We start from the raw sequence: 22,684 nt of genomic DNA, 5'->3' as shown, positions 1-22,684 counted from the left end.
TGTGAGAACCGACCGCATGTACAAGCTCGAAGTCCAAGACCTGCATAAACGCTATGGCAGTCACGAGGTGCTCAAGGGTGTCTCCCTCAAGGCCGCCGCCGGCGATGTGATCAGCATCATCGGTTCCAGTGGCTCGGGCAAAAGTACCTTCCTGCGTTGCATCAATCTGCTTGAGCAACCCCATGCCGGCAAGATTCTGCTCAACAACGAAGAGCTGAAACTGGTGTCCGGCAAGGACGGCGCCTTGAAGGCCGCCGATCCCAAGCAACTGCAGCGCATGCGTTCGCGACTGTCGATGGTGTTCCAGCATTTCAACCTGTGGTCCCACATGACCGCGCTGGAAAACATCATGGAAGCGCCGGTGCATGTGCTGGGCGTGGGCAAGGCCGAGGCGCGCGAAAAGGCCGAGCACTACCTGAACAAGGTCGGCGTGGCGCATCGCAAGGACGCCTACCCTGGCCACATGTCCGGCGGCGAACAGCAGCGCGTGGCGATTGCCCGGGCGTTGGCGATGGAGCCGGAAGTCATGCTGTTCGATGAGCCGACTTCGGCCCTGGATCCGGAACTGGTGGGCGATGTGCTCAAAGTGATGCAGGCCCTGGCGCTGGAAGGCCGGACTATGGTGGTGGTGACCCACGAAATGGGCTTTGCCCGTGAGGTGTCGAACCAACTGATCTTCCTGCACAAAGGCATCGTCGAAGAGAGCGGCAACCCGCGCGAAGTGCTGGTCAATCCGCAATCGGAGCGGCTGCAACAATTTCTTTCGGGCAGCCTCAAGTAATCGCTCCCGTTTCGCACCTGATTCAGGTCATGCTGCGCACCGTGCGCCAGATGGTCTAATTTGGTTGCAGCCGCTTTTGGCTTTAATACTGTTTTCGCTTCGGATTGCCCACCATGACTGCCCATCGAATTGGTTTCCTGATTTGGCCCAGCACTAAAGCCTTGACGCTGGCGCTGGCCGAGGAGGCCTTGCGTGTTGCTCAGCGGGTGCATCCGGATGTCGTCTACGAATTGTCGTTCCTGCAGGCCGAGCCACAGGCCGAAGGCGCCTGGCAGCTACCGGGCGAGCCTTGGGCCGGCAAACTCGAAGGCTTGCATAAGCTGTTCCTGCTGGCCGACGAGCCACCGACGGCTCTTGCGCCGCCCCTGAGCAGCGCGCTCAAACAACTGGTGCGTGCCGGTTGTGTGATTGGTGGTTTGTCCGCCGGTGTCTACCCATTGGCCCAGTTGGGCTTGCTCGACGGTTTCCGCGCCGCGGTGCACTGGCGCTGGCAGGATGACTTTTCCGAGCGTTTTCCCAAGGTCATTGCCACCAGTCATCTGTTTGACTGGGACCGCGATCGCCTGACCGCGTGCGGTGGCATGTCGGTGCTCGATCTGCTGCTGGCGGTGCTGGCCCGGGATCACGGCGCGGAACTGGCCGGCGCGGTCTCGGAAGAGCTGGTGGTCGAGCGCATCCGCGAGGGTGGCGAGCGCCAGCGCATCCCCTTGCAGAACCGTCTGGGCTCCAGTCATCCGAAGCTCACCCAGGCCGTGCTGTTGATGGAAGCCAACATCGAAGAGCCGCTGACCACCGACGAAATTGCTCAGCATGTGTGCGTGTCTCGTCGCCAGTTGGAGCGGATTTTCAAGCAATACCTCAACCGTGTGCCGAGCCAGTACTACCTGGAATTGCGCCTGAACAAGGCCCGGCAGATGCTGATGCAGACCAGCAAATCGATCATTCAGATCGGCCTGTCCTGCGGCTTCTCCTCGGGGCCGCATTTTTCCAGCGCCTATCGCAACTTCTTCGGTGCCACGCCCCGGGAAGACCGCAACCAGCGGCGCAGCAGCAGCCCCTTCGAACTGTCGTCGGTGCCGTCCGAGCGCGGCTAGGGCCGGCGCCTCCTCTGTAAGGGCCGGGGTATGTAACCCTGTGGCAAGGGGATTTATCCCCGTTGGGTTGCGAAGCAACCCCAAGACAGTCAACCCAATCTATCTGGCACACCGAATTGCCTGGCTTTAGGGTTGCTTCGCAACCCAGCGGGGATAAATCCCCTCGCCACAAGGTTTTGCATGGCCAGGGAAATATAGAAGCCAGCGCCTAAAATCCCGCGACAACGTTTAAACTGCGCCTTTGCGACGCTAATTGTCGCATTGCCATAAACCCGCTAAAAACGGGGGTTGGCGCTATAAGAAGTTGTCGCTTGGCGACAAGGCCGGGCTGAAAACTGTCCTTACAATCCCCTCATCGCTCGCCAGTTCCAGGCGGGTGTTCCTCTTCAGGAGACTCCGATGTCCGTTGAGCAAGCCGCCGTACAACGCGCCGATTTCGATCAGGTTATGGTCCCCAACTACGCGCCAGCTGCTTTCATCCCTGTGCGTGGCGCCGGTTCCCACGTGTGGGACCAGTCCGGTCGCGAACTGATCGACTTCGCCGGCGGTATCGCGGTCAACGTATTGGGACACGCCCATCCGAAACTGGTCGCGGCCCTGACCGAACAAGCCAACAAGCTGTGGCATGTGTCCAACGTCTTTACCAATGAGCCGGCCCTGCGCCTGGCCCATAAACTGGTCAATGCAACCTTTGCCGAGCGGGCGTTCTTCTGCAACTCCGGCGCCGAAGCCAACGAGGCCGCGTTCAAGCTGGCGCGTCGCGTCGCGTTCGATCGTTTCGGTAGCGAAAAGTACGAAATCATTGCCGCGCTCAACAGCTTCCACGGCCGTACGCTGTTCACCGTGAACGTGGGCGGGCAATCGAAGTACTCCGACGGTTTCGGGCCTAAAATCACCGGTATTACCCACGTTCCCTACAACGACTTGGCGGCTTTGAAAGCGGCCATTTCGGACAAGACCTGCGCCGTGGTGCTGGAGCCGATCCAGGGCGAGGGCGGCGTATTGCCGGCCGAGCTGGGTTACCTGCAAGGAGCCCGTGATTTGTGCGATGCCCACGACGCACTGCTGGTATTCGACGAAGTGCAGACTGGCATGGGCCGTAGCGGCCACCTGTTCGCCTACATGCATTACGGCGTGGTCCCGGACATCCTCACCAGCGCCAAGAGCCTGGGCGGTGGTTTCCCGATCGCGGCAATGCTCACCACCGAAGCGTTGGCCAAGCATCTGGTGGTCGGCACCCACGGCACCACTTACGGCGGCAACCCGCTGGCGTGCGCGGTAGCCGAAGCGGTGATCGATACGGTCAACACGCCTGAAGTGCTCGAAGGCGTCAAAGCCAAGCACCGCAAGTTCAAGGCCCGCCTGGAGCAGATCGGCGAGAAATACGGCCTGTTCACCCAGGTGCGTGGTTTGGGGTTGCTGATCGGCTGTGTGCTGAACGACGCCTGGAAAGGCAAGGCCAAGGACATTTTCAACGCCGCCGAACAGGAAGGCCTGATGATCCTCCAGGCCGGTCCGGACGTGATTCGTTTCGCCCCGAGCCTGGTGGTCGAAGATGCCGACATCGATGCCGGCCTGGACCGCTTCGAGCGGGCTGCGGCGAAGCTGACGCAAGCCTGATTGTTTACAGACTGTACCGGCTCCAATGGGAGCCGGGCTTTTGTGGGAGCGAGCCTGCTCGCGATTGCAATCGCCTTGGTCCGCCAGGCAGACCGAAGTGTCTGCATCGCGAGCAGGCTCGCTCCCACAAGAAGTCCACTCTCGCGCTTGGATTGATGCGTAGCCGGTCCGTATTTTTTCTCTGTGTATCGACCTGCTGGTCGAACCATTTATTTCAAGTAAAGGAGTGACACCATGCTGGTGATGCGCCCCGCACAAATGGCGGATCTGGGCGAGGTACAGCGTCTGGCTGCGGACAGTCCGATCGGTGTCACTTCCTTGCCGGATGACGTGGAACGCCTGAGCGACAAGATCGCCGCGAGCGAAGCCTCGTTCGCCGCCGAGGTCAGCTTCAACGGCGAAGAAAGCTATTTCTTCGTCCTTGAAGACACCGCGACCGGCAAGCTGGCGGGCTGTTCGGCCATCGTGGCCTCGGCCGGTTATTCCGAGCCGTTCTACAGTTTTCGCAACGAGACGTTCGTTCACGCTTCCCGTGAGCTGAAGATCCACAACAAGATCCACGTGCTCTCCCAGTGCCACGACCTGACCGGTAACAGCCTGCTGACCAGCTTCTATGTGGTGCCGGAATTGGTCGGCTCGCCGTGGTCGGAACTCAATTCGCGTGGGCGCCTGCTGTTTGTCGCCAGCCATCCGGAGCGCTTTGCCGATTCGGTGGTGACCGAGATCGTCGGCTACAGCGATGAAAATGGCGACTCGCCGTTCTGGGACGCCATCGGTCGCAACTTCTTCGACCTCAACTACGCTGCCGCCGAGCGCCTGTGCGGGCTGAAGAGCCGCACCTTTCTCGCCGAGCTGATGCCTCACTATCCGATCTACGTGCCGCTGTTGCCGGACGCCGCCCAGGAAGCCATGGGGCAGGTCCATCCGCGTGCGCAGATCACCTTCGATATCCTGATGCGCGAAGGTTTCGAGACCGATCATTACATCGACATCTTTGACGGTGGCCCGACACTGCATGCGCGTGTTTCGGGGATCCGCTCGATTGCCCAGAGCCGCGTGGTGCCGGTCAAGCTCGGCGAGCCCGTCAAGGGCGCCGGCCGGCAATACCTGGTGGCCAACGCCCAGTTGCAGGATTACCGCGCCGTTTTGTTGGAACTCGACTACGCGCCCGGCAAACCGGTGACCCTGGATATGGAAGCGGCCGAAGCCTTGGGCGTCGGCGAGGGTGCCAGCGTGCGCCTGGTGGCGGTTTAACGCTTTACAGCTGAGTTTCGCGGGTGGCGCAAGCGGCCCGTATGAGGAGATAGCATGATCGTTCGTCCCGTACGCAGCAGCGATTTACCCGCTCTGATTGCCCTGGCCCGCAGCACCGGCACCGGCCTGACCACCTTGCCGGCCAACGAGGAGCGCCTGGCTCATCGGGTCGGCTGGGCCGAGAAGACTTTTCGCGGCGAAGCCGGACGTGGCGATGCGGACTACCTGTTCGTGCTCGAAGACGACGACGGTCGCGTGGTGGGCATTTCCGCCATCGCCGGGGCCGTTGGGCTGCGCGAGCCCTGGTACAACTTCCGGGTCGGCCTGACGGTCAGCGCCTCCCAGGAACTGAACATCTATCGGGAAATTCCGACGCTGTTTTTGGCCAACGACCTGACCGGCAATTCCGAGCTGTGTTCGCTGTTCCTGCACGCTGACTACCGCAGTGGCCTCAATGGCCGCATGTTGGCCAAGGCGCGGCTGCTGTTCATCGCCGAGTTCCCGAATCTGTTTGGCAACAAGATCATCGCCGAGATGCGTGGCATGTCCGATGACAGAGGTCGCTCGCCGTTCTGGGAAAGCCTGGGGCGACACTTTTTCAAGATGGAATTCAGTCAGGCCGATTACCTGACCGGCGTGGGCAACAAGGCGTTCATCGCTGAGCTGATGCCCAAGTTCCCGCTGTACACCTGTTTCCTGTCGGAGGATGCCCGGGCGGTGATCGGCCAGGTTCATCCCGACACGGAGCCTGCGCTGTCGATGCTCAAGAGCGAAGGGTTCAGTTACCAGGGTTACGTCGACATCTTCGACGCCGGTCCGGCCGTTGAATGCGAAACCGGCAAGATCCGCGCGATTCGCGACAGCCAGGCACTGGTATTGGCCATCGGCACGCCGGGCGACGACGCCACGCCGTTCATCATGCATAACCGCAAACGCGAAGACTGCCGCATCACTGCTGCGCCGGCCCGCTTGGCCGCGGGCACCCTGGTGGTGGATCCGCTGACGGCCAAACGTCTTCAACTCAACGCCGGCGATCAGGTGCGTGCCGTTGCGTTGTCCGCTGCTCGGGAGTCGAAATAATGAAGTCGCTGTACATCGCTGGAAGCTGGCTGGAAGGTCAGGGTGACCTCTTTGAGTCGTTGAACCCGGTGACTCAGCAAGTGCTGTGGTCGGGCAATGGCGCCACGGCCGCGCAGGTGGAGTCGGCGGTGCAGGCCGCACGTCAGGCCTTTCCGGACTGGGCCCGCCGTTCGCTGGATGAGCGTATCCAGGTGCTGGAAGCGTTTGCCGCGGCCTTGAAGAGCCACGCGGATGAACTGGCTCACTGCATCGGTGAAGAAACCGGCAAGCCGTTGTGGGAAGCGACGACCGAAGTCACCAGCATGGTCAACAAGGTCGCCATTTCCGTGCAGAGCTACCGCGAACGCACCGGCGAGAAGAGCGGCCCCCTGGGCGACGCCACCGCCGTGCTGCGCCACAAACCCCATGGTGTGGTGGCGGTGTTCGGCCCTTACAATTTCCCCGGCCATTTGCCCAATGGGCACATCGTCCCGGCCTTGTTGGCCGGCAACACGGTGTTGTTCAAGCCTAGCGAGCTGACCCCGAAAGTCGCTGAGCTGACGGTCAAGTGCTGGGTCGAGGCCGGTCTGCCGGCGGGCGTGCTGAACCTGCTGCAAGGCGCGCGGGAAACCGGCATCGCCCTGGCGGCGAATCCGGGCATCGACGGGTTGTTTTTCACCGGTTCCAGCCGCACCGGCAACCTCTTGCATCAACAATTCTCCGGGCGCCCGGACAAGATCCTGGCGCTGGAAATGGGCGGTAATAATCCGCTGGTGGTGGATGAAGTGGCGGACGTCGATGCGGCGGTCTACACCATCATTCAGTCGGCCTTCATTTCTGCCGGCCAGCGCTGTACCTGCGCGCGCCGCCTGCTGGTGCCCGAAGGGGCGTGGGGCGATGCCTTGCTGGCGCGCCTGGTGGCGGTCAGCTCGACGCTGGAAGTCGGCGCCTTTGATCAGCAACCGGCACCGTTCATGGGCTCGGTGATTTCCCTGGGCGCAGCGAAGGCGCTGATGGATGCGCAAAACCATTTGCTGGGCCTGGGCGCCGTGCCACTGTTGGCCATGACCCAACCGCAAGCCCAGGCTGCGTTGCTGACACCGGGCATCCTGGATGTGACGGCGGTGGCCGAGCGTCCTGATGAAGAACTGTTCGGGCCGTTGTTGCAGGTGATTCGCTACGCGGATTTCGCCGCGGCAATCACCGAAGCCAACAACACCCAATATGGCTTGGCTGCGGGGCTGCTGTCGGATTCCCAGGAGCGCTACCAGCAGTTTTGGCTGCAGAGCCGTGCCGGCATCGTCAACTGGAACAAACAACTGACCGGCGCCGCCAGCAGCGCGCCGTTCGGCGGTGTCGGGGCCTCGGGCAACCACCGCGCCAGTGCCTATTATGCGGCTGATTATTGCGCGTACCCGGTGGCGTCACTGGAAACCCCAAGCCTTGTCATGCCGGCTGCCCTGACCCCCGGTGTGAGAATGGTGTAGCCCCCATCGCGAGCAGGCTCGCTCCCACAGATATGATGCAAAACCTGTGGGAGCAAGGCTTGCCCGCGATAGCCGCGCCGCGGTGTTCGATGAACCGTTACTTGATGCCTATAAAAAACAGATTCTCGTGGAGCCTCGCTGATGAAATCCTATGAAGTCAACTTTGACGGTCTAGTGGGGCCGACCCACAACTACGGCGGGCTCTCGTACGGCAACGTCGCGTCCCAGAGCAATAGCCAGCAGTCCTCCAACCCCAAGGAAGCGGCGTTGCAGGGCCTGGCGAAAATGAAAGCGTTGATGGACATGGGCTTCCAGCAAGGCGTGTTGGCGCCCCAGGAGCGTCCTGATGTGGCGGTCCTGCGTCGGTTGGGTTTTGCTGGCAGCGATGCCCAGGTCATCCAGCAGGCTGCCAAAGAAGCGATGCCGCTGCTGGTCGCCAGTTGCTCGGCCTCCAGCATGTGGGTGGCCAATGCCGCTACGGTCAGCCCGAGCGCCGACACGGCTGATGGCCGCGTGCATTTCACCGCTGCCAACCTGAACTGCAAATACCACCGCAGCATTGAACACCCGACCACCAGTCGCGTGCTGGGGGCGATGTTTGCCGATCAGCAGCACTTTGCCCACCACGCCGCGCTGCCGGCGGTGGCGCAGTTCGGTGACGAAGGCGCGGCCAACCACACGCGTTTCTGTCGGGCTTACGGCGAGGCGGGTGTTGAATTTTTCGTGTTCGGCCGCAGCGCCTTCGACACCCGTTATCCCGCACCGCAGAAATACCCGGCACGCCAGACCCTGGAAGCTTCTCAGGCGGTCGCTCGTCTGCATGGTCTGAGGGAGGAGGGCGTTGTGTACGCCCAACAGAACCCGTCAGTGATCGACCAGGGTGTGTTCCACAATGATGTGATCGCGGTGGGCAACGGCGAAGTGTTGTTCTATCACGAGGATGCGTTTCTCGAGACCGACCGGATGCTGGCCGAACTGAGCAGCAAACTCGCCAAGGTCGGTGGGAAATTTCAGTCGGTGTGCGTGCCGCGTTCGGCGGTTACCGTCGATGACGCGGTACGTTCCTACCTGTTCAATAGCCAGTTGCTGTCGCGTCCCGACGGCTCGATGCTGTTGATCGTGCCGGAAGAGTGTCGCGGCAACGAGCGCGTCTGGCAGTACCTGCAAGGCCTGACGGGCTCTGGCGGGGTGATTGGCGAAGTGAAAGTCTTCGATCTCAAGCAAAGCATGCAGAACGGCGGGGGGCCGGCTTGCCTGAGGCTGCGCGTGGCCCTCAATCAAACCGAACTGGCCGCCGTCAACCCAGGGGTTATCATGACCGCGCCGTTGTACGATTCGCTGACCCAATGGGTCGAGCGTCACTACCGCGATCGCATGACCGAAAACGACCTGGCGGACCCGCAGCTACTGCTCGAATGCCGGGCGGCACTGGATGAGCTGACACAAATCCTTAAACTTGGCGCGGTTTATCCTTTCCAGATCAATTGAAAGCGCGCGCGACCTGACTACAGTCAAAGCAGGGCGCGTTGCCTTTTCCCCCGACGAGAACGTAAAAACATGAGCGATACCTTGCAACTGATCCTTGAAGACACCGACGGCACCCAACTGGAAACCTCCTGCACCCGCGTTGCGGTCATGTGGCAGGGCAAAGAGGTGTGGATCCAGCAGGACGGCCGCGGTCAGTTGCTGATCGGCGTCGACGTCGAGGAAGGGGATGAGGAATACGCCAACCTGTTGCTGCGCCCATTGGCCACCAACCTGGTGAGCCTGCAACTGGAAATGGAACCGGCCGACATGGGCGACGATGATCATGTCCATGGCCCGGATTGCGGCCACGACCATTAAGGAGCCGCGCTATGCTCGCCCTCGGCAAATTGCTTGAACTGACCCTCGCCGGCCGCGAACCGGCGGAGAAGACTCAACTGACTGTCGAAGGCGTACGGATGCGCTGGCTGAGCGAGGGCGCGCTGGAGGTCAAGCCGCCCCAGGCCCGGGACAATGGCCAGGACCTGTTGCTGTCAGCCGGTATCCACGGCAACGAAACCGCACCGATCGAATTGCTTGATCGGTTGCTGCACGACATCGCCCGTGGGGATCTCAAGCCACGGGCACGCATTCTGTTTCTGTTCGGCAATCCCGAGGCCATCCGCCGCGGAGAGCGTTTTGTCGAGCAGGACGTCAACCGGTTGTTCAACGGTCGTCATGAGCTGAGCGGCGGCGCCGAGGCGTTGCGGGCTTGTGAATTGGAGCGGTTGGCCGCCAGTTTCTTCAGCGTGCCGGACCGCAGTCGCTTGCATTACGACCTGCACACCGCCATCCGGGGTTCGAAGATCGAGCAATTCGCCCTGTATCCGTGGAAGGAAGGTCGTCAGCATTCACGCCGTGAACTGGCGCGGCTGCGCGCCGCCGGCATGGAAGCGGTGCTGCTGCAGAACAAACCGTCCATTGTGTTCAGCGCCTACACCTATGACCAGTTGGGTGCCGAGTCTTTCACCCTGGAACTGGGTAAGGCCCGGCCGTTCGGGGAAAACGATGGCGTCAACGTCAGTCTGCTGGAAACCCGTCTGCAACAGATCATCGAAGGCACCGAGCCCGAATCGGACGAAAGTCTGGACGGCCTGCAACTGTTCAGCGTCGCGCGGGAAATCATCAAGCACAGCGACAGTTTTCGCCTGAACCTTCCGGCGGACATTGAGAACTTCTCGGAGTTGGGCAAAGGCTATGTCCTGGCTGAAGACATCGCCCAGACCCGTTGGGTCATCGAAGAGGAAGGTGCGCGGATCATCTTCCCGAACCCCAAGGTCAAGAATGGCTTGCGGGCGGGGATCCTGATCGTGCCGGCCACGGATGAAAACCTGGCCTGAAGCCAACATCGTTCAAATGTGGGAGCGGGCTTGCTCGCGAATGCGGTGTGTCAGTTAATCAATATTTTGACTGACACACCGCATTCGCGAGCAAGCCCGCTCCCACAGTTTTTTGGGGTGATGTTTAGACCGCTACCGCCCGCTGCTCACTGCGCCGTAACGCCCGGGTCTTGTGCAGGGTGTCGGCGCAGGTCTTCGCCGCTTCCTGGCCCTTGTGCACAAAATGCTCAAAGAAGAATTTCTGATGCTCTTCCCCAGCATGGAAGTGATGCGGCGTGAGTACGACCGAAAACACCGGTACTTCGGTTTCCAGCTGCACCTGCATCAGGCCGCTGATGACCGATTGAGCGACGAACTCGTGACGGTAGATGCCGCCGTCCACCACTAGGCCAGCGGCGACGATGCCGGCGTAGCGGCCAGACTTGGCCAGCAGTTTGGCATGCAGCGGGATCTCGAAGGCGCCGCCGACTTCGAAGAAGTCGATATCGCTTTCCTGGTAACCCTGGCTGATCATTTCGGCGACGAAGCCTTTACGGCTCTGGTCGACGATTTCCTTGTGCCAGCAGGCCTGGATGAACGCGACGCGCTCGCCGGGATGACTTTTGGTTTTGCTGTCGATTGCGGTGGGTTGCATGTTCTGGTTCCTGTTTGTGTAAAAAACAGGGCGTCATGAATCGAAGGGGATTCGAGGGTGCGTCGCGCGCAGACAGTCGCAGACGGCCCTTGGGTGCCGATCCCGTTCTCTCTTCATCCGGACTATGACCGTCGGCCCCGGAATCACACCGGGTCTGCTGACCTTGGTACTACACCGCAAAAGCCGTGTATCGCCAAGCGCTCGCGGGCTATGCACCTTGCGTGCAATTACCGCCGGTGGGGAATTGCACCCCGCCCTGAGAACGTTTCGCCGCCACGGTGTGTGGCGGCGCAGGATTTTTAACACATAACCCCCTGTGGGAGCGAGCCTGCTCGCGATGGCGTCAGTGCATCCAGCATCCATGCAAGCTGAACCACCACCATCGCGAGCAGGCTCGCTCCCACAAGGGTTTCGAATAATCTACGGCCCCGTGTCGTCTTTTCCTTCCATCAGCCTTGATTATTTCTTGCCAAGCCCGCAGTAATTGCCCTTCGAAAAGGATTCCCCTTCACCTGAACCCGAGGCCAGATTCATGAGTGTTATCGATCTTCGCAGCGACACGGTCACCCAGCCCTCCGCCGCCATGCTGGAGGCTATGGCCAGCGCGCCTACCGGCGACGATGTGTATGGCGAAGACCCGACCGTCAATCGCCTCGAAGCCGAACTGGCCGGGCGCCTGGGGTTCGCTGCGGCGCTGTTCGTACCCACCGGCACGATGAGCAACTTGTTGGGGCTGATGGCGCATTGTGAGCGTGGTGACGAATACATCGTTGGCCAGCAGGCCCACACCTATAAATACGAAGGCGGCGGCGCGGCGGTGCTCGGTTCAATCCAGCCGCAACCCCTTGAGCTGCAAGCGGACGGCTCTCTGGACCTGGAGCAAGTGGCGGCCGCCATCAAACCCGATGACTTCCACTTTGCCCGTACTCGCCTGCTGGCGCTGGAAAACACCATGCAGGGCAAGGTCCTGCCGCTGGAGTACCTGGCCCGGGCCCGGCGCTTTACCCAGGAGCATGGCTTGGCCCTGCACCTGGACGGCGCGCGTCTGTACAACGCCGCAGTCAAGTTGAATGTCGATGCCCGGGAGATCACCCAGCATTTCGATTCGGTGTCGGTGTGCCTGTCCAAAGGCCTTGGCGCACCGATTGGCTCGGTCCTCTGCGGCAGCGTCGAACTGATCGGCAAGGCGCGCCGGCTGCGCAAGATGGTCGGCGGCGGCATGCGCCAGGCCGGGATCCTGGCGGCGGCGGGGCTGTATGCCCTGGATCATCAAGTCCAGCGCCTGGCCGATGACCATGCCAATGCCCAGCGGCTTGCCGAGGGCTTGCGCGGGGCGGGTTACGAGGTCGAGCCGGTGCAGACCAACATGGTCTACGTGCAAATGGGCGAGCGGGCCGAGGCCATCAAGGCGTTTGCCGCTGAGCGTGGCATCACGCTCAGCGCAGCGCCAAGGCTGCGAATGGTGACTCACATGGATGTCAGCGGCGCGCAAATCGACGAAGTGATCTGCGCTTTCGTCGACTTTTCCCGTAACTGACCCGTCAAGCGGTCCAATTGACCGTTTCTATCGCATAAACACGCTGTACCCCAGGCGAAGGGCCGATATAATGCGGCCCTTTGCCGTTGCTTCGTCTGTTGACGTTTTGCACAGGCCTTTGGCCGCAGCCTCCGTGGAAGAACCTAATGAAAAGCGCAGAAATCCGTGAAGCCTTCCTTCGCTTCTTCGAAGAGCAAGGCCACACCCGAGTAGCCTCCAGCTCTTTGATTCCGGGCAACGACCCGACCCTGCTGTTCACCAACGCGGGGATGAACCAGTTCAAGGACTGCTTCCTGGGCCAGGAAAAACGTGCCTACACCCGTGCCGTCAGCAGCCAGAAATGCGTGCGCGCCGGCGGCAAGCACAACGACCTGGAAAACGTCGGCTATACCGCTCGTCACCACACTTTCTTCGAAATGCTGGGTAACTTCAGTTTCGGTGATTATTTCAAGCGCGACGCCATCACCTTCGCCTGGACCTTCCTGACCTCCGACAAGTGGCTGAATCTGCCCAAGGAGAAGCTCTGGGTAACGGTCTACGCCACCGATGACGAGGCTTATGACATCTGGACCAAAGAGGTCGGTGTTCCGGCCGAGCGCATGGTGCGTATCGGCGACAACAAAGGCGCGCCTTACGCCTCCGATAACTTCTGGACCATGGGCGACACCGGTCCATGCGGCCCTTGCACCGAGATTTTCTACGATCACGGCGCCGACATCTGGGGCGGCCCACCCGGCTCGCCAGAAGAAGATGGCGACCGCTATATCGAGATCTGGAACAACGTCTTCATGCAGTTCAACCGCACCGCCGATGGTGTGTTGCATCCGTTGCCAGCGCCGTCGGTCGACACCGGCATGGGCCTGGAGCGGATCAGTGCGGTGCTGCAGCACGTTCACTCCAACTACGAAATCGACCTGTTCCAGAGCCTGCTAAGCGCTTCGGCCAAGGCCATCGGTTGCAGCAACGACAATCAGGCTTCGCTCAAAGTGGTCGCCGACCATATCCGGTCCTGCGGCTTCCTGATTGCCGATGGCGTGTTGCCGTCCAACGAAGGCCGCGGCTATGTGCTGCGCCGGATCATTCGTCGCGCTTGCCGTCACGGCAACAAGCTGGGCGCCAAGGGCAGTTTCTTCTATCAGATCGTTGCGGCCCTGGTGGCCGAAATGGGTGAGGCCTTCCCGGAACTCAAATCCCAGCAGGCGCACATCGAGCGTGTGCTCAAGGGTGAAGAAGAGCAGTTCGCCAAGACCCTGGAGCAGGGTTTGAAGATCCTCGAGCAGGATCTGGCCGAGCTCAAGGGCAACGTGGTACCGGGCGATGTCGTGTTCAAGCTGTACGACACCTACGGTTTCCCGATGGACCTGACGGGCGACATCGCCCGCGAACGCAACCTGACCCTCGACGAGGAAGGGTTCGAGCGCGAGATGGAAGCCCAGCGAGTGCGTGCGCGTTCCGCCAGCTCCTTCGGCATGGATTACAACAGCCTGGTCAAGGTAGACGTGGCCACCGAATTCACCGGCTACGCCGCCACTACCGGCTCTGCCAAGATCGTGGCTATCTATAAGGACGGGCAGTCGGTCGACATCCTGAGCGAAGGTCAGGAAGGGGTGATCGTACTGGACCAGACGCCGTTCTACGCCGAATCCGGCGGGCAGATCGGGGACAGCGGTTACCTGCAGGCCGGCAACTCGCGTTTCGATGTGCGTGACACCACCAAGACCGGTGGCGCGTTCCTGCACCACGGCGTATTGGCGTCGGGCAGCCTGATGATTGCCGCTCCGGTAGCGGCTCATGTCGATGCTGAGGTTCGTCACGCCACCTCGCTGAACCACTCGGCTACGCACTTGCTGCACGCCGCGTTGCGTCAGGTACTGGGTGAGCATGTTCAGCAGAAGGGCTCTTTGGTCGACAGTCAGCGCTTGCGCTTTGACTTCAGCCATTTCGAAGCCATCAAGCCTGAGCAGCTCAAGGCGCTGGAGGACATCGTTAACGCCGAGATCCGCAAGAACTCGCCGGTTGAAACCGAAGAAACCGACATCGAGACCGCCAAGCGCAAGGGTGCCATGGCGCTGTTCGGCGAGAAGTACGGCGACAGCGTGCGCGTGCTGAGCATGGGCGGCGATTTCTCCGTGGAGCTGTGCGGTGGTATCCACGCCAACCGGACCGGCGATATCGGTCTGCTGAAAATCATCAGCGAAGGTGGCGTGGCTTCCGGCGTGCGCCGCATCGAAGCGGTCACCGGCGCGGCGGCCCTGGCGTACCTCAACGCCGCCGAAGAACAACTCAAGGAAGCGGCGAGCCTGATCAAGGGCAGCCGTGACAACCTGATCGACAAGCTCTCGGCTGTGCTGGAGCGCAACCGTCTGCTGGAAAAGCAACTCGAGCAGTTGCAGGCCAAGGCTGCCAGCGCCGCGGGCGACGATCTGTCGGCCCAGGCCGTGGACGTCAAAGGCGTGAAAGTGCTGGCCGTGCGTCTTGACGGTCAGGATGGCAAAGCACTGCTGGCGCTGGTCGATCAACTGAAAAACAAACTCGGCCGCGCAGTGATCCTGCTCGGCAGTGTCCATGAGGAAAAGGTCGTTCTCGTCGCAGGCGTGACCAAAGACCTGACTGGCCAACTCAAAGCCGGTGATTTGATGAAGCAGGCCGCTGCGGCAGTGGGCGGCAAGGGCGGTGGTCGTCCGGACATGGCGCAAGGCGGCGGCACCGACGCCAGCGCCCTGGATGCGGCACTGGCCCAGACCGTTGCATTTGTAGAGCAGGGTATTTAAGGCAGCGTTCCGGGCGCGTGGTCTAGTCGCGGGCCCGGCCGCTGTTGAGTGATTATTGGGCGCCCTTCATGGGCAGAGGCGGCTTTGAAATGGCTTTGATCGTACAGAAATTTGGAGGCACCTCGGTCGGCACTGTCGAGAGAATCGAACAAGTCGCCGACAAGGTTAAGAAATTCCGTGAAGCGGGCGATGACCTGGTGGTTGTGTTGTCGGCAATGAGCGGCGAGACCAACCGTCTGATCGATCTGGCCAAGCAAATAAGCGGCGAGCAGCAACCGGTTCCGCGTGAACTGGACGTGATCGTTTCCACCGGCGAGCAGGTGACCATTGCCTTGCTGGCGATGGCGCTGATCAAGCGGGGTGTGCCGGCAGTGTCCTATACCGGCAATCAGGTTCGTATCCTGACGGACAGTGCGCACAATAAAGCGCGTATTCTGCAGATCGACGATCAGAAAATTCGCGGTGACCTGAAGGCCGGTCGCGTGGTGGTGGTCGCCGGTTTCCAGGGTGTGGACGAGCACGGCAACATCACCACCCTTGGCCGTGGCGGCTCCGATACCACGGGCGTGGCGCTGGCGGCGGCACTCAAGGCTGACGAATGCCAGATCTACACCGATGTGGATGGTGTCTACACCACCGACCCACGGGTGGTGCCTGTGGCTCAGCGCCTGGACAAGATCACCTTCGAAGAGATGCTGGAAATGGCCAGTCTCGGTTCCAAGGTGTTGCAGATCCGGGCCGTCGAATTCGCCGGCAAGTACAACGTTCCGCTGCGCGTTCTGCACAGCTTCAAAGAGGGTCCGGGCACCCTCATTACTATTGATGAAGAGGAATCCATGGAACAGCCGATCATTTCCGGCATCGCTTTCAACCGCGATGAAGCCAAGCTGACCATCCGTGGCGTGCCAGACACCCCCGGCGTGGCGTTCAAGATTCTCGGCCCGATCAGTGCCGCGAACATCGAAGTCGACATGATCGTGCAGAACGTCGCGCACGATAACACCACCGACTTCACCTTCACCGTGCACCGCAACGACTACCAGGCCGCGGAAGCTGTGCTGAAAAAGACGGCTGACGAGATTGGTGCCCGAGAAGTGGTGGGTGATACCAAGATCGCCAAGGTCTCGATCGTCGGTGTCGGCATGCGTTCTCACGCAGGCGTGGCCAGCCGTATGTTCGAATCCCTGGCCAAGGAAAGCATCAACATCCAGATGATCTCTACTTCGGAAATCAAGGTTTCCGTGGTCATCGAAGAGAAGTACCTGGAGCTGGCCGTGCGCGCCCTGCACACGGCTTTCGAACTCGACGCTGCTGCCCGACAGGGCGAGTAAGGCGTTGTCTTGGGGGCGCGGTTTACCGCGCCCTTTGTTTTTCTGAAAGGCGCGCTCCAAAACTGTTCTTTTGCTCGCGCTGGTCAATACTAGGCTTGTAGGCTGCGACCGTTTCGGTTGTAGGGCCTACGCCTTTTTTTTGCAGACTGTTGTCCCTGAACTGAATTGCGTGAGGAGAAAGGTATGTTGATTCTGACTCGTCGGTGCGCAGAGAGCCTGATTATTGGCGATGGCGAAATCACCGTGACCGTGCTCGGCGTCAAAGGAAATCAAGTGCGTATTGGCGTCAACGCCCCGAAAGAGGTCGCGGTGCACCGAGAGGAAATTTACCTGCGTATCAAGAAAGAGAAGGACGACGAACCAAGCCATTAATTTTTATCGTTTTTTATGTTTGCAAACGGGGATGAAGGTGGTTAATATACGCCCCGTGTTGCGGAGAGCTGGCCGAGTGGCCGAAGGCGCTCCCCTGCTAAGGGAGTACACCTCAAAAGGGTGTCGGGGGTTCGAATCCCCCGTTCTCCGCCATTATTTATTTAGTGCGACGTAATCTGGCTTTATCGGTAAGTTGTTGTAATTACTGAAAAAAAGCGCTTTACAAAAAGATTCGGCGACCTATAATGCGCGGCAACAAATGCACTCGTAGCTCAGCTGGATAGAGTACTCGGCTACGAACCGAGCGGTCACAGGTTCGAATCCTGTCGAGTGCACCATTTAAGAGTTGTTTGCAGTGATGCAAATAACTTGGCTTCAACCAGTTGTGATCTGGTATAAAACCACAATCTGCACTCGTAGCTCAGCTGGATAGAGTACTCGGCTACGAACCGAGCGGTCACAGGTTCGAATCCTGTCGAGTGCACCAAACACCAAAAAGCCCGCGTTTAACGCGGGCTTTTTGCTGTCTACGATTTGCCTTTTACACACCCCTTCTCATCGAACACGATCTCTGCGCTGCGACCTTTTTTCGCTTTGTAGGTATATCGGGTGCTGGAGTTCCTGATTTTGACCGAGTCGGGTCTGCCCAGAGCGCTTTCCACGTCCTGCTGGCTCATGCCGCTCACGATTCGCCTGTTTATGATCGCTTCGCGGCGTTGCCTAGGGTTGAGCAGATTCGTGCAGTTGTCTTCAAGCTGACCGACAACAGTCGGTTCCTTGCGGTTGGTTTTGTTGCCAGATGTTTGCCGAACCTCCGCTTCGGGCAGCAGGGTTTCTGTCAGCGGCTGGATCGTCCCTGGGCTGGTCGGATGGACCTGCTGAAGTGACAAGGTTTCTCCTGGTCGGCAACTCAGGGTGGTGAAGGTTACGTGCCCAGCGGTACTTTCGCAGCGATGCACGCTTTGCCCGGCAGCTCCCAAGGGCAGGCAGGGCAGGGCAGCGAGTAAAAACAGGTAATGACTGACGGGCATCCTGACGTCCTCCTTGACGGTGAAGAACAGAAGGGTAGTCGCTACATTTTTACCAGGGCGTGTGTTTTCTTTTCAGGATAAGTCGTCGTAGGCATAGAGGTTCAATCTGCGTTCAGGTATGTCTCGCAAGCGCTTGTTCTTGCCATGATTTTTTAACGTTTTAAAGCGTCAAGCGGTGTATGATTGCGCCCGTCAGCCCCGCCGGGGCTTGTGGAATATCCCATGGACTTACCCAGTAGTTACTCAATATCCCGTTTCACCAATCATGAACTGACTGATTGATCCTTCCGGCGTGCTCCACTGCTGGGAGTGGAGTTCGCCTATGACCGAAATAGAAGTAAAGAAAACGCAGGAAAGCCTTCAGGATCGCCTTGCTCAAGTCGTTGAGCTGCTGCATCGCCAGCGGGTGGTCGAAGACCTGACACATCGCCAGGAAGGCCCGCATCACGACCTGGTCGAGAACCTGGTCCACCGGCAGAATCTCGTCGAGCTGCAACGCAAGCTCGATGACCTGCACTCCGCCGACGTCGCCTACATCCTTGAAGCCTTGCCGCTGGAAGAGCGTCTGACGGTCTGGCAGTTGGTCCAGGCGGATCGTGACGGTGACATCCTGCTTGAAGTGTCCGACTCGGTTCGTGAAACCCTGATCGCTGACATGGATGATCACGAACTGCTGGCGGCGGCCAAGGAAATGGACGCCGACGAACTCGCTGACCTTGCGCCCGAATTGCCACGGGACGTTATCCACGAACTGATGGAAACCCTCGACGGCCAACAGCGCGAGCGCGTGCGTTCGGCGTTGTCCTATGACGAGGAGCAGGTCGGTGCGCTGATGGACTTCGAGATGGTGACCATCCGTGAGGATGTCAGTCTTGAAGTGGTATTGCGTTACCTGCGCCGCCTCAAGGAGCTGCCGGGACATACCGACAAGCTCTTTGTAGTCGATTACGACGGTGTGCTTAAGGGCGTGCTGCCTATCAAGCGATTGCTCGTCAATGATCCGGAAAAGCAGGTGGCCGAGGTCATGGCCAGCGATCCGGTGAGTTTTCATCCGGATGAAGATGCCTACGATGCGGCCCAGGCGTTCGAACGTTACGATTTGATTTCTGCACCCGTTGTCGACAAGAACGGCAAGTTGATCGGCCGTCTGACTATCGACGAAATGGTCGACCTGATTCGTGAGGAGAGCGAAAGCGAAGTCCTCAACATGGCCGGTCTACGCGAAGAGGAAGACATCTTCGCCTCGGTCTGGAAGTCCCTGCGTAACCGTTGGGCCTGGTTGGCGGTCAATTTGATCACGGCTTTTATCGCCTCCCGGGTCATCGGTCTGTTCGAAGGCTCTATCGAAAAACTGGTGGCCCTTGCGGCGTTGATGCCTATCGTTGCGGGGATTGGCGGCAACTCCGGCAACCAGACGATTACCATGATCGTCCGCGCCATGGCGTTGGACCAGGTCAGTACCGGCAATACCTCGCGACTGATGCGCAAGGAACTGGCCGTGGGCTTGATCAACGGTCTGGTTTGGGGTGGGGTGATCGGCGTGGTGGCGTATCTGCTGTATGGCAGTTGGTCGCTGGGTGTGGTGATGACCGCCGCGATGACGCTCAACTTGTTGTTGGCGGCCTTGATGGGGGTATTGATTCCCATGACCCTGGCTCGATTGGGGCGTGACCCCGCCATGGGGGCCAGCGTGATGATTACCGCCATGACCGACAGTGGCGGGTTCTTCATTTTCCTGGGGTTGGCAACGATTTTCCTGCTCTGATTCGCGCATCAATAAAGCCCGCCAATTTGGCGGGCTTTTTCGTGGGCGTCAGAAATCTCAGTCACCAAATTCCAGGCAAAAAAAAGCCAGCACAAGGCTGGCTTTAACATTTTGGGGGCGATCAGGACGCGTCTGCGGCCATTTCTGCGTCATGGGCAATCAGCGAAACGAGGGCGTTTTGCTGGCGATGAGAGAGTTGTCGGAAGCGTTGAAGCAGCTCGCGTTCGTGCAGTGACAGCTCTGGGCTGTCCAGCCGCATGCTCAGCTCTTCACCCAACGCACCTTCCTGAATAAGGCTTTGCTCAAGGCGCGCGATGATTTCGGAGTTCATGCTGCGGTGATGATTGCGAGCCACCTCGGCAATGCGTTCCCGCATTCCGTCTGGCAGACGTACGACGAACTTGTCAGCCGTACGGCTGGAATAAATTGCCTGTTTCATTGGGCGCATATTTATTTAACCGGTTAGTTCAGGGGAGCGGTTCTCGGGATTGGCCGCAGGATGTCGATAGGACAAGCCCCTTAGCCAAATGTTCAACCTGAATTGTTAAGAGGCCCGCATCATGCCTCAAAATTGCCAGATCATTGGCGCCAATTCTGTGACAAATATTGATCCGCGTAAAGGCGTTATGCCAGTACCCTTCATCAAAAATGCGGACTGGTTTGAAAAATTCCCAGGTTCGCATCTTGTGACCACTGCATCGTGTCTATGTGCCATACCGTCTGGCGGATAAGCGCAGAAGGGGGCAGAGGCGTGTGCTGTCCTTGTATTGTACAGGATAGTGGCAATTTGCCGATTTACTAGAATGAGCAGGGTGGGCCAGATAAGCGGCAGCCCGGTCCGGGATTTTCAATGGGGGCTTGGTGAGCGGTACATCTGTCTACACTTAAAAAGCCATGGACGACATGACAAACGCCAGGCTGACCGTTAACATGCACGCCGTCCAACGCACCGCGTTTCTCGTGGTCGACTTGTGTCTCAGTAGCTCAATTGGATAGAGCATCCCCCTCCTAAGGGGAAGGTTGGCAGTTCGAACCTGCCCTGGGACACCACCTTCCAATCAATTCCATTTCCTCAAAGCTGTGACTGCGTCCCCATTTTTCTACGAATCTGTATCGACTCATTCGGGCGCGTGAAACTTATCCCCCCCTTTGCTATCTGAGCGTCTCGGTACGTTGTAGGACTTTTCCTTCGCTACGAGCGGACACGTACCTCTTTATTTATCTGAGTCGGTGCCACTGCCATCCCTGGCGGTCTGACCCACCGTGTCTTTGATTCAGGCCACAAGGATGTGACATGCACCCAGCCGCACCCAGCCGAACGCGTAAACCGAGCAGCGCTCGCCTTCTTGTCGACGGGACCCGTTCATTTCCACAGAACGCCATGCGCTTCGCGCTTCTTTTAGTAGCCGCGTGGACGGTGACGGCTGGAGGCGTTGCACAGGCGGCCGGGCCTGAAGAGGAGTTGCTGCGCCAGCGTGAGCGCGAGCGCGTTCTGCGTGACCAATTGGAGTCTCGGCCGGACGTACGCCTTCAGGCGGCGCCGGTGACCGAGGGTGCCGAACGGTTGCCGGACAAGGAAAGCCCTTGTTTTGCCATCAACGATATCCGCCTGATCGGTGAGGCGTCGGAGCAATTTCAGTGGGTGCTGCGCGCCGCCAACCCCAAGCATGACCCGGCCATAGGCCGTTGTCTGGGCGGCGCCGGGATCAACCTGACGATGAAACGCATGCAGAATGCGATCATCGAAGCCGGTTACGTCACGACTCGCGTGCTTGCTGAAGCCCAGGATCTGAACAGTGGGATTCTGGTACTGACTCTGGTGCCGGGGCGCATTCGCGAGATTCGTTTCGACGAGGGCACCAGCTCCCGCGCCAATGCCTGGAATGCGATGCCCGCCAATCCCGGTGATCTGCTCAACCTGCGCGATATCGAACAGGCGCTGGAGAACTTCAAACGCGTACCCACCGCCGAGGCCGACATCCAGATTGCGCCTGCCCGCGCTGCCGACGCCAAGCCCGGTGAAAGCGACGTAGTGATCGCTTGGAGTCAACGGTTTCCGGCTCGCGTGAGCTTGTCGGTGGACAACTCCGGCAGCAAGACCACCGGTAAATACCAAGGCAACGTCTCGTTGTCCCTCGACAATCTGCTGTCGCTTAACGACCTGTTCTACGCCAGCGTCAACCATGACCTGGGCGGTGGCGAGTCCGGTCAGCGCGGCTCCGATGGCAGCACCCTGCATTACTCGCTGCCGTTCGGTTATTGGCAGCTGGGTTTTACCAGCAGTGAATACGATTACGAACAGTCTGTCGCCGGCGCCACCCAGACCTATCAGTACCGTGGCGAGAGTCGCAACAACGAGGTGCGCCTTTCACGTCTGCTTTACCGCGATGCCGTTCGCAAGACCTCGGCCTGGGGCAGCCTGTGGACGCGTTCGTCGGAGAACTTCATCGACGACACCGAAATCGGCAACCAGAAACGACGCATGGCCGGTTGGCAGTTCGGCCTGAACCATCGCGAGTTCATCGGTGCTTCGATCCTCGATTTGGGCGCCGCCTATCGTCGCGGCACCGGTGCTCATGACTCGCTCAAAGCGCCCGAGGAAGATTTTGATGCCGGCACTTCACGCTCGCAGATCATCACCGCCGACGCGCAATTACAGGTGCCGTTCGTGGTGGGCAAGCAGCGTCTGCGCTACATCGGCGGCTGGCGTGCGCAGTGGAATCGTACACCCCTGGTGCCCCAGGACCGTTTCTCGATCGGGGGGCGCTACAGCGTGCGCGGTTTCGATGGTGAAAACATTCTTTCCGCCGACCGTGGCTGGACCTTGCGCAATGAAGTCGGCCTGTCTTTGGGCCAGACCGGCCAAGAGCTCTACACCGGTATCGATTATGGCGAAGTCAGCGGCCAGGCCAGTGAGTTCCTGATCGGCCAGCGTCTGGCGGGTGCCGTGGTGGGCATACGTGGCGGCTACAAAGGCCTGTCTTATGACTGGTCGCTGGGCACGCCGCTGAAGAAACCCGATGGCTTCGAAACGGCAAACGTGACCAGTGCCTTCAGTGTTATCTGGTCATTCTGAGGTGAATC

At 59.8% G+C, this 22,684-nt stretch carries 18 protein-coding genes, 4 tRNA genes and 1 riboswitch; of the genes, 19 read left to right on the top strand and 3 right to left on the bottom strand.

The window, feature by feature from the left end; translation table 11 throughout:
• Nucleotides 1-16: 16 nt before the first annotated feature.
• The 9 genes from BM132_RS17715 (at nucleotide 17) to astE (ending at nucleotide 10,159) form a co-directional block, all read left to right on the top strand.
• Entirely contained in the window at nucleotides 17-781 is a 765-nt protein-coding gene (locus BM132_RS17715; protein ID WP_092392992.1) for an ABC transporter ATP-binding protein, read from the top strand.
• Nucleotides 782-894: 113 nt separating this feature from the next.
• Entirely contained in the window at nucleotides 895-1,875 is a 981-nt protein-coding gene (gene argR / locus BM132_RS17710; protein WP_092392989.1) for a transcriptional regulator ArgR, read from the top strand.
• A 399-nt stretch (nucleotides 1,876-2,274) separates the two neighbouring features.
• Entirely contained in the window at nucleotides 2,275-3,495 is a 1,221-nt protein-coding gene (locus tag BM132_RS17705) for an aspartate aminotransferase family protein (protein ID WP_092392986.1), read from the top strand.
• 234 nt (nucleotides 3,496-3,729) lie between these two features.
• On the top strand, nucleotides 3,730-4,749 hold the full coding sequence (gene aruF, locus BM132_RS17700) for an arginine/ornithine succinyltransferase subunit alpha (RefSeq protein WP_047228784.1): 1,020 nt from the start codon (nucleotides 3,730-3,732) through the stop codon (nucleotides 4,747-4,749).
• A 54-nt stretch (nucleotides 4,750-4,803) separates the two neighbouring features.
• A complete protein-coding gene (astA, locus tag BM132_RS17695; RefSeq protein ID WP_092392983.1) occupies nucleotides 4,804-5,829 on the top strand; it encodes an arginine N-succinyltransferase in 1,026 nt (341 codons plus the stop codon).
• Nucleotides 5,826-7,295, top strand: a complete 1,470-nt coding sequence (gene astD / locus BM132_RS17690; RefSeq protein WP_177218189.1) for a succinylglutamate-semialdehyde dehydrogenase — start codon at nucleotides 5,826-5,828, stop codon at nucleotides 7,293-7,295. Before astA ends, astD begins: the two co-directional genes overlap by 4 nt.
• A gap of 141 nt (nucleotides 7,296-7,436) precedes the next feature.
• Complete coding sequence (gene astB / locus BM132_RS17685) at nucleotides 7,437-8,783, top strand: N-succinylarginine dihydrolase (RefSeq protein WP_092457317.1); 1,347 nt, start codon at nucleotides 7,437-7,439, stop codon at nucleotides 8,781-8,783.
• A gap of 69 nt (nucleotides 8,784-8,852) precedes the next feature.
• Entirely contained in the window at nucleotides 8,853-9,140 is a 288-nt protein-coding gene (locus BM132_RS17680) for a topoisomerase II (RefSeq protein WP_092392973.1), read from the top strand.
• An 11-nt stretch (nucleotides 9,141-9,151) separates the two neighbouring features.
• Entirely contained in the window at nucleotides 9,152-10,159 is a 1,008-nt protein-coding gene (astE, locus tag BM132_RS17675) for a succinylglutamate desuccinylase (protein ID WP_076383740.1), read from the top strand.
• Nucleotides 10,160-10,283: 124 nt separating this feature from the next.
• On the opposite strand, the gene BM132_RS17670 is transcribed toward astE, so the two are convergent.
• On the bottom strand, nucleotides 10,284-10,793 hold the full coding sequence (locus BM132_RS17670; protein ID WP_092457313.1) for a 6,7-dimethyl-8-ribityllumazine synthase: 510 nt from the start codon (nucleotides 10,791-10,793) through the stop codon (nucleotides 10,284-10,286).
• 100 nt (nucleotides 10,794-10,893) lie between these two features.
• A riboswitch (FMN riboswitch) is annotated at nucleotides 10,894-11,061 on the bottom strand.
• Between the two features lie 264 nt (nucleotides 11,062-11,325).
• Here BM132_RS17670 and ltaE point away from each other — a divergent pair.
• The 7 genes from ltaE to BM132_RS17635 all read left to right on the top strand — a co-directional run bounded on the left by ltaE (nucleotide 11,326) and on the right by BM132_RS17635 (nucleotide 17,291).
• A complete protein-coding gene (ltaE, locus tag BM132_RS17665; protein ID WP_092457310.1) occupies nucleotides 11,326-12,330 on the top strand; it encodes a low-specificity L-threonine aldolase in 1,005 nt (334 codons plus the stop codon).
• 146 nt (nucleotides 12,331-12,476) lie between these two features.
• Nucleotides 12,477-15,101 (top strand): alanine--tRNA ligase, encoded by a 2,625-nt coding sequence (alaS, locus tag BM132_RS17660; RefSeq protein WP_092457307.1) that lies wholly within the window; start codon nucleotides 12,477-12,479, stop codon nucleotides 15,099-15,101.
• An 89-nt stretch (nucleotides 15,102-15,190) separates the two neighbouring features.
• Nucleotides 15,191-16,432: an aspartate kinase gene (locus BM132_RS17655; protein WP_092392961.1), complete on the top strand. Its 1,242-nt coding sequence runs from the start codon at nucleotides 15,191-15,193 to the stop codon at nucleotides 16,430-16,432.
• Nucleotides 16,433-16,615: 183 nt separating this feature from the next.
• Nucleotides 16,616-16,804 (top strand): carbon storage regulator CsrA, encoded by a 189-nt coding sequence (csrA, locus tag BM132_RS17650; protein WP_003178872.1) that lies wholly within the window; start codon nucleotides 16,616-16,618, stop codon nucleotides 16,802-16,804.
• Between the two features lie 62 nt (nucleotides 16,805-16,866).
• Nucleotides 16,867-16,957, top strand: a tRNA-Ser gene (locus BM132_RS17645).
• Between the two features lie 108 nt (nucleotides 16,958-17,065).
• A tRNA-Arg gene (locus tag BM132_RS17640) sits at nucleotides 17,066-17,142 on the top strand.
• 72 nt (nucleotides 17,143-17,214) lie between these two features.
• Nucleotides 17,215-17,291 (top strand) — tRNA-Arg (locus BM132_RS17635).
• A 40-nt stretch (nucleotides 17,292-17,331) separates the two neighbouring features.
• Here BM132_RS17635 and BM132_RS17630 read toward each other — a convergent pair.
• On the bottom strand, nucleotides 17,332-17,835 hold the full coding sequence (locus BM132_RS17630) for a cell envelope protein SmpA (RefSeq protein ID WP_092457304.1): 504 nt from the start codon (nucleotides 17,833-17,835) through the stop codon (nucleotides 17,332-17,334).
• Nucleotides 17,836-18,157: 322 nt separating this feature from the next.
• On the opposite strand from BM132_RS17630, the gene mgtE reads away from it, so the two are divergent.
• Nucleotides 18,158-19,600 (top strand): magnesium transporter, encoded by a 1,443-nt coding sequence (gene mgtE, locus BM132_RS17625; RefSeq protein WP_092392955.1) that lies wholly within the window; start codon nucleotides 18,158-18,160, stop codon nucleotides 19,598-19,600.
• A gap of 121 nt (nucleotides 19,601-19,721) precedes the next feature.
• Here mgtE and BM132_RS17620 read toward each other — a convergent pair whose 3' ends face one another.
• A complete protein-coding gene (locus tag BM132_RS17620) occupies nucleotides 19,722-20,048 on the bottom strand; it encodes an Arc family DNA-binding protein (RefSeq protein WP_010226671.1) in 327 nt (108 codons plus the stop codon).
• Nucleotides 20,049-20,573: 525 nt separating this feature from the next.
• Between BM132_RS17620 and BM132_RS17615 the strand changes: the two genes are divergently transcribed.
• Together BM132_RS17615 and BM132_RS17610 are read left to right on the top strand one after the other, a co-directional pair.
• A tRNA-Arg gene (locus BM132_RS17615) sits at nucleotides 20,574-20,650 on the top strand.
• Nucleotides 20,651-20,981: 331 nt separating this feature from the next.
• A complete protein-coding gene (locus tag BM132_RS17610) occupies nucleotides 20,982-22,676 on the top strand; it encodes a ShlB/FhaC/HecB family hemolysin secretion/activation protein (RefSeq protein WP_177218185.1) in 1,695 nt (564 codons plus the stop codon).
• Nucleotides 22,677-22,684 lie beyond the last annotated feature (8 nt).

Source organism: Pseudomonas sp. NFACC45 (genome assembly GCF_900113505.1).
Classification (GTDB): domain Bacteria; phylum Pseudomonadota; class Gammaproteobacteria; order Pseudomonadales; family Pseudomonadaceae; genus Aquipseudomonas; species Aquipseudomonas tehranensis.
Note: the sequence above shows the minus strand (reverse complement) of the source record. Positions and strands in the feature narration are given on the sequence as shown.

Coding starts and splice junctions, on each gene's coding strand:
- BM132_RS17715 (WP_092392992.1), top strand. CDS start 17: ATGTACAAGCTCGAAGTCCAAGACCTGCATAAACGCTATGGCAGTCAC.
- argR (WP_092392989.1), top strand. CDS start 895: ATGACTGCCCATCGAATTGGTTTCCTGATTTGGCCCAGCACTAAAGCC.
- BM132_RS17705 (WP_092392986.1), top strand. CDS start 2,275: ATGTCCGTTGAGCAAGCCGCCGTACAACGCGCCGATTTCGATCAGGTT.
- aruF (WP_047228784.1), top strand. CDS start 3,730: ATGCTGGTGATGCGCCCCGCACAAATGGCGGATCTGGGCGAGGTACAG.
- astA (WP_092392983.1), top strand. CDS start 4,804: ATGATCGTTCGTCCCGTACGCAGCAGCGATTTACCCGCTCTGATTGCC.
- astB (WP_092457317.1), top strand. CDS start 7,437: ATGAAATCCTATGAAGTCAACTTTGACGGTCTAGTGGGGCCGACCCAC.
- BM132_RS17680 (WP_092392973.1), top strand. CDS start 8,853: ATGAGCGATACCTTGCAACTGATCCTTGAAGACACCGACGGCACCCAA.
- astE (WP_076383740.1), top strand. CDS start 9,152: ATGCTCGCCCTCGGCAAATTGCTTGAACTGACCCTCGCCGGCCGCGAA.
- BM132_RS17670 (WP_092457313.1), bottom strand. CDS start 10,793: ATGCAACCCACCGCAATCGACAGCAAAACCAAAAGTCATCCCGGCGAG.
- ltaE (WP_092457310.1), top strand. CDS start 11,326: ATGAGTGTTATCGATCTTCGCAGCGACACGGTCACCCAGCCCTCCGCC.
- alaS (WP_092457307.1), top strand. CDS start 12,477: ATGAAAAGCGCAGAAATCCGTGAAGCCTTCCTTCGCTTCTTCGAAGAG.
- BM132_RS17655 (WP_092392961.1), top strand. CDS start 15,191: ATGGCTTTGATCGTACAGAAATTTGGAGGCACCTCGGTCGGCACTGTC.
- csrA (WP_003178872.1), top strand. CDS start 16,616: ATGTTGATTCTGACTCGTCGGTGCGCAGAGAGCCTGATTATTGGCGAT.
- BM132_RS17630 (WP_092457304.1), bottom strand. CDS start 17,835: ATGCCCGTCAGTCATTACCTGTTTTTACTCGCTGCCCTGCCCTGCCTG.
- mgtE (WP_092392955.1), top strand. CDS start 18,158: ATGACCGAAATAGAAGTAAAGAAAACGCAGGAAAGCCTTCAGGATCGC.
- BM132_RS17620 (WP_010226671.1), bottom strand. CDS start 20,048: ATGCGCCCAATGAAACAGGCAATTTATTCCAGCCGTACGGCTGACAAG.
- BM132_RS17610 (WP_177218185.1), top strand. CDS start 20,982: ATGCGCTTCGCGCTTCTTTTAGTAGCCGCGTGGACGGTGACGGCTGGA.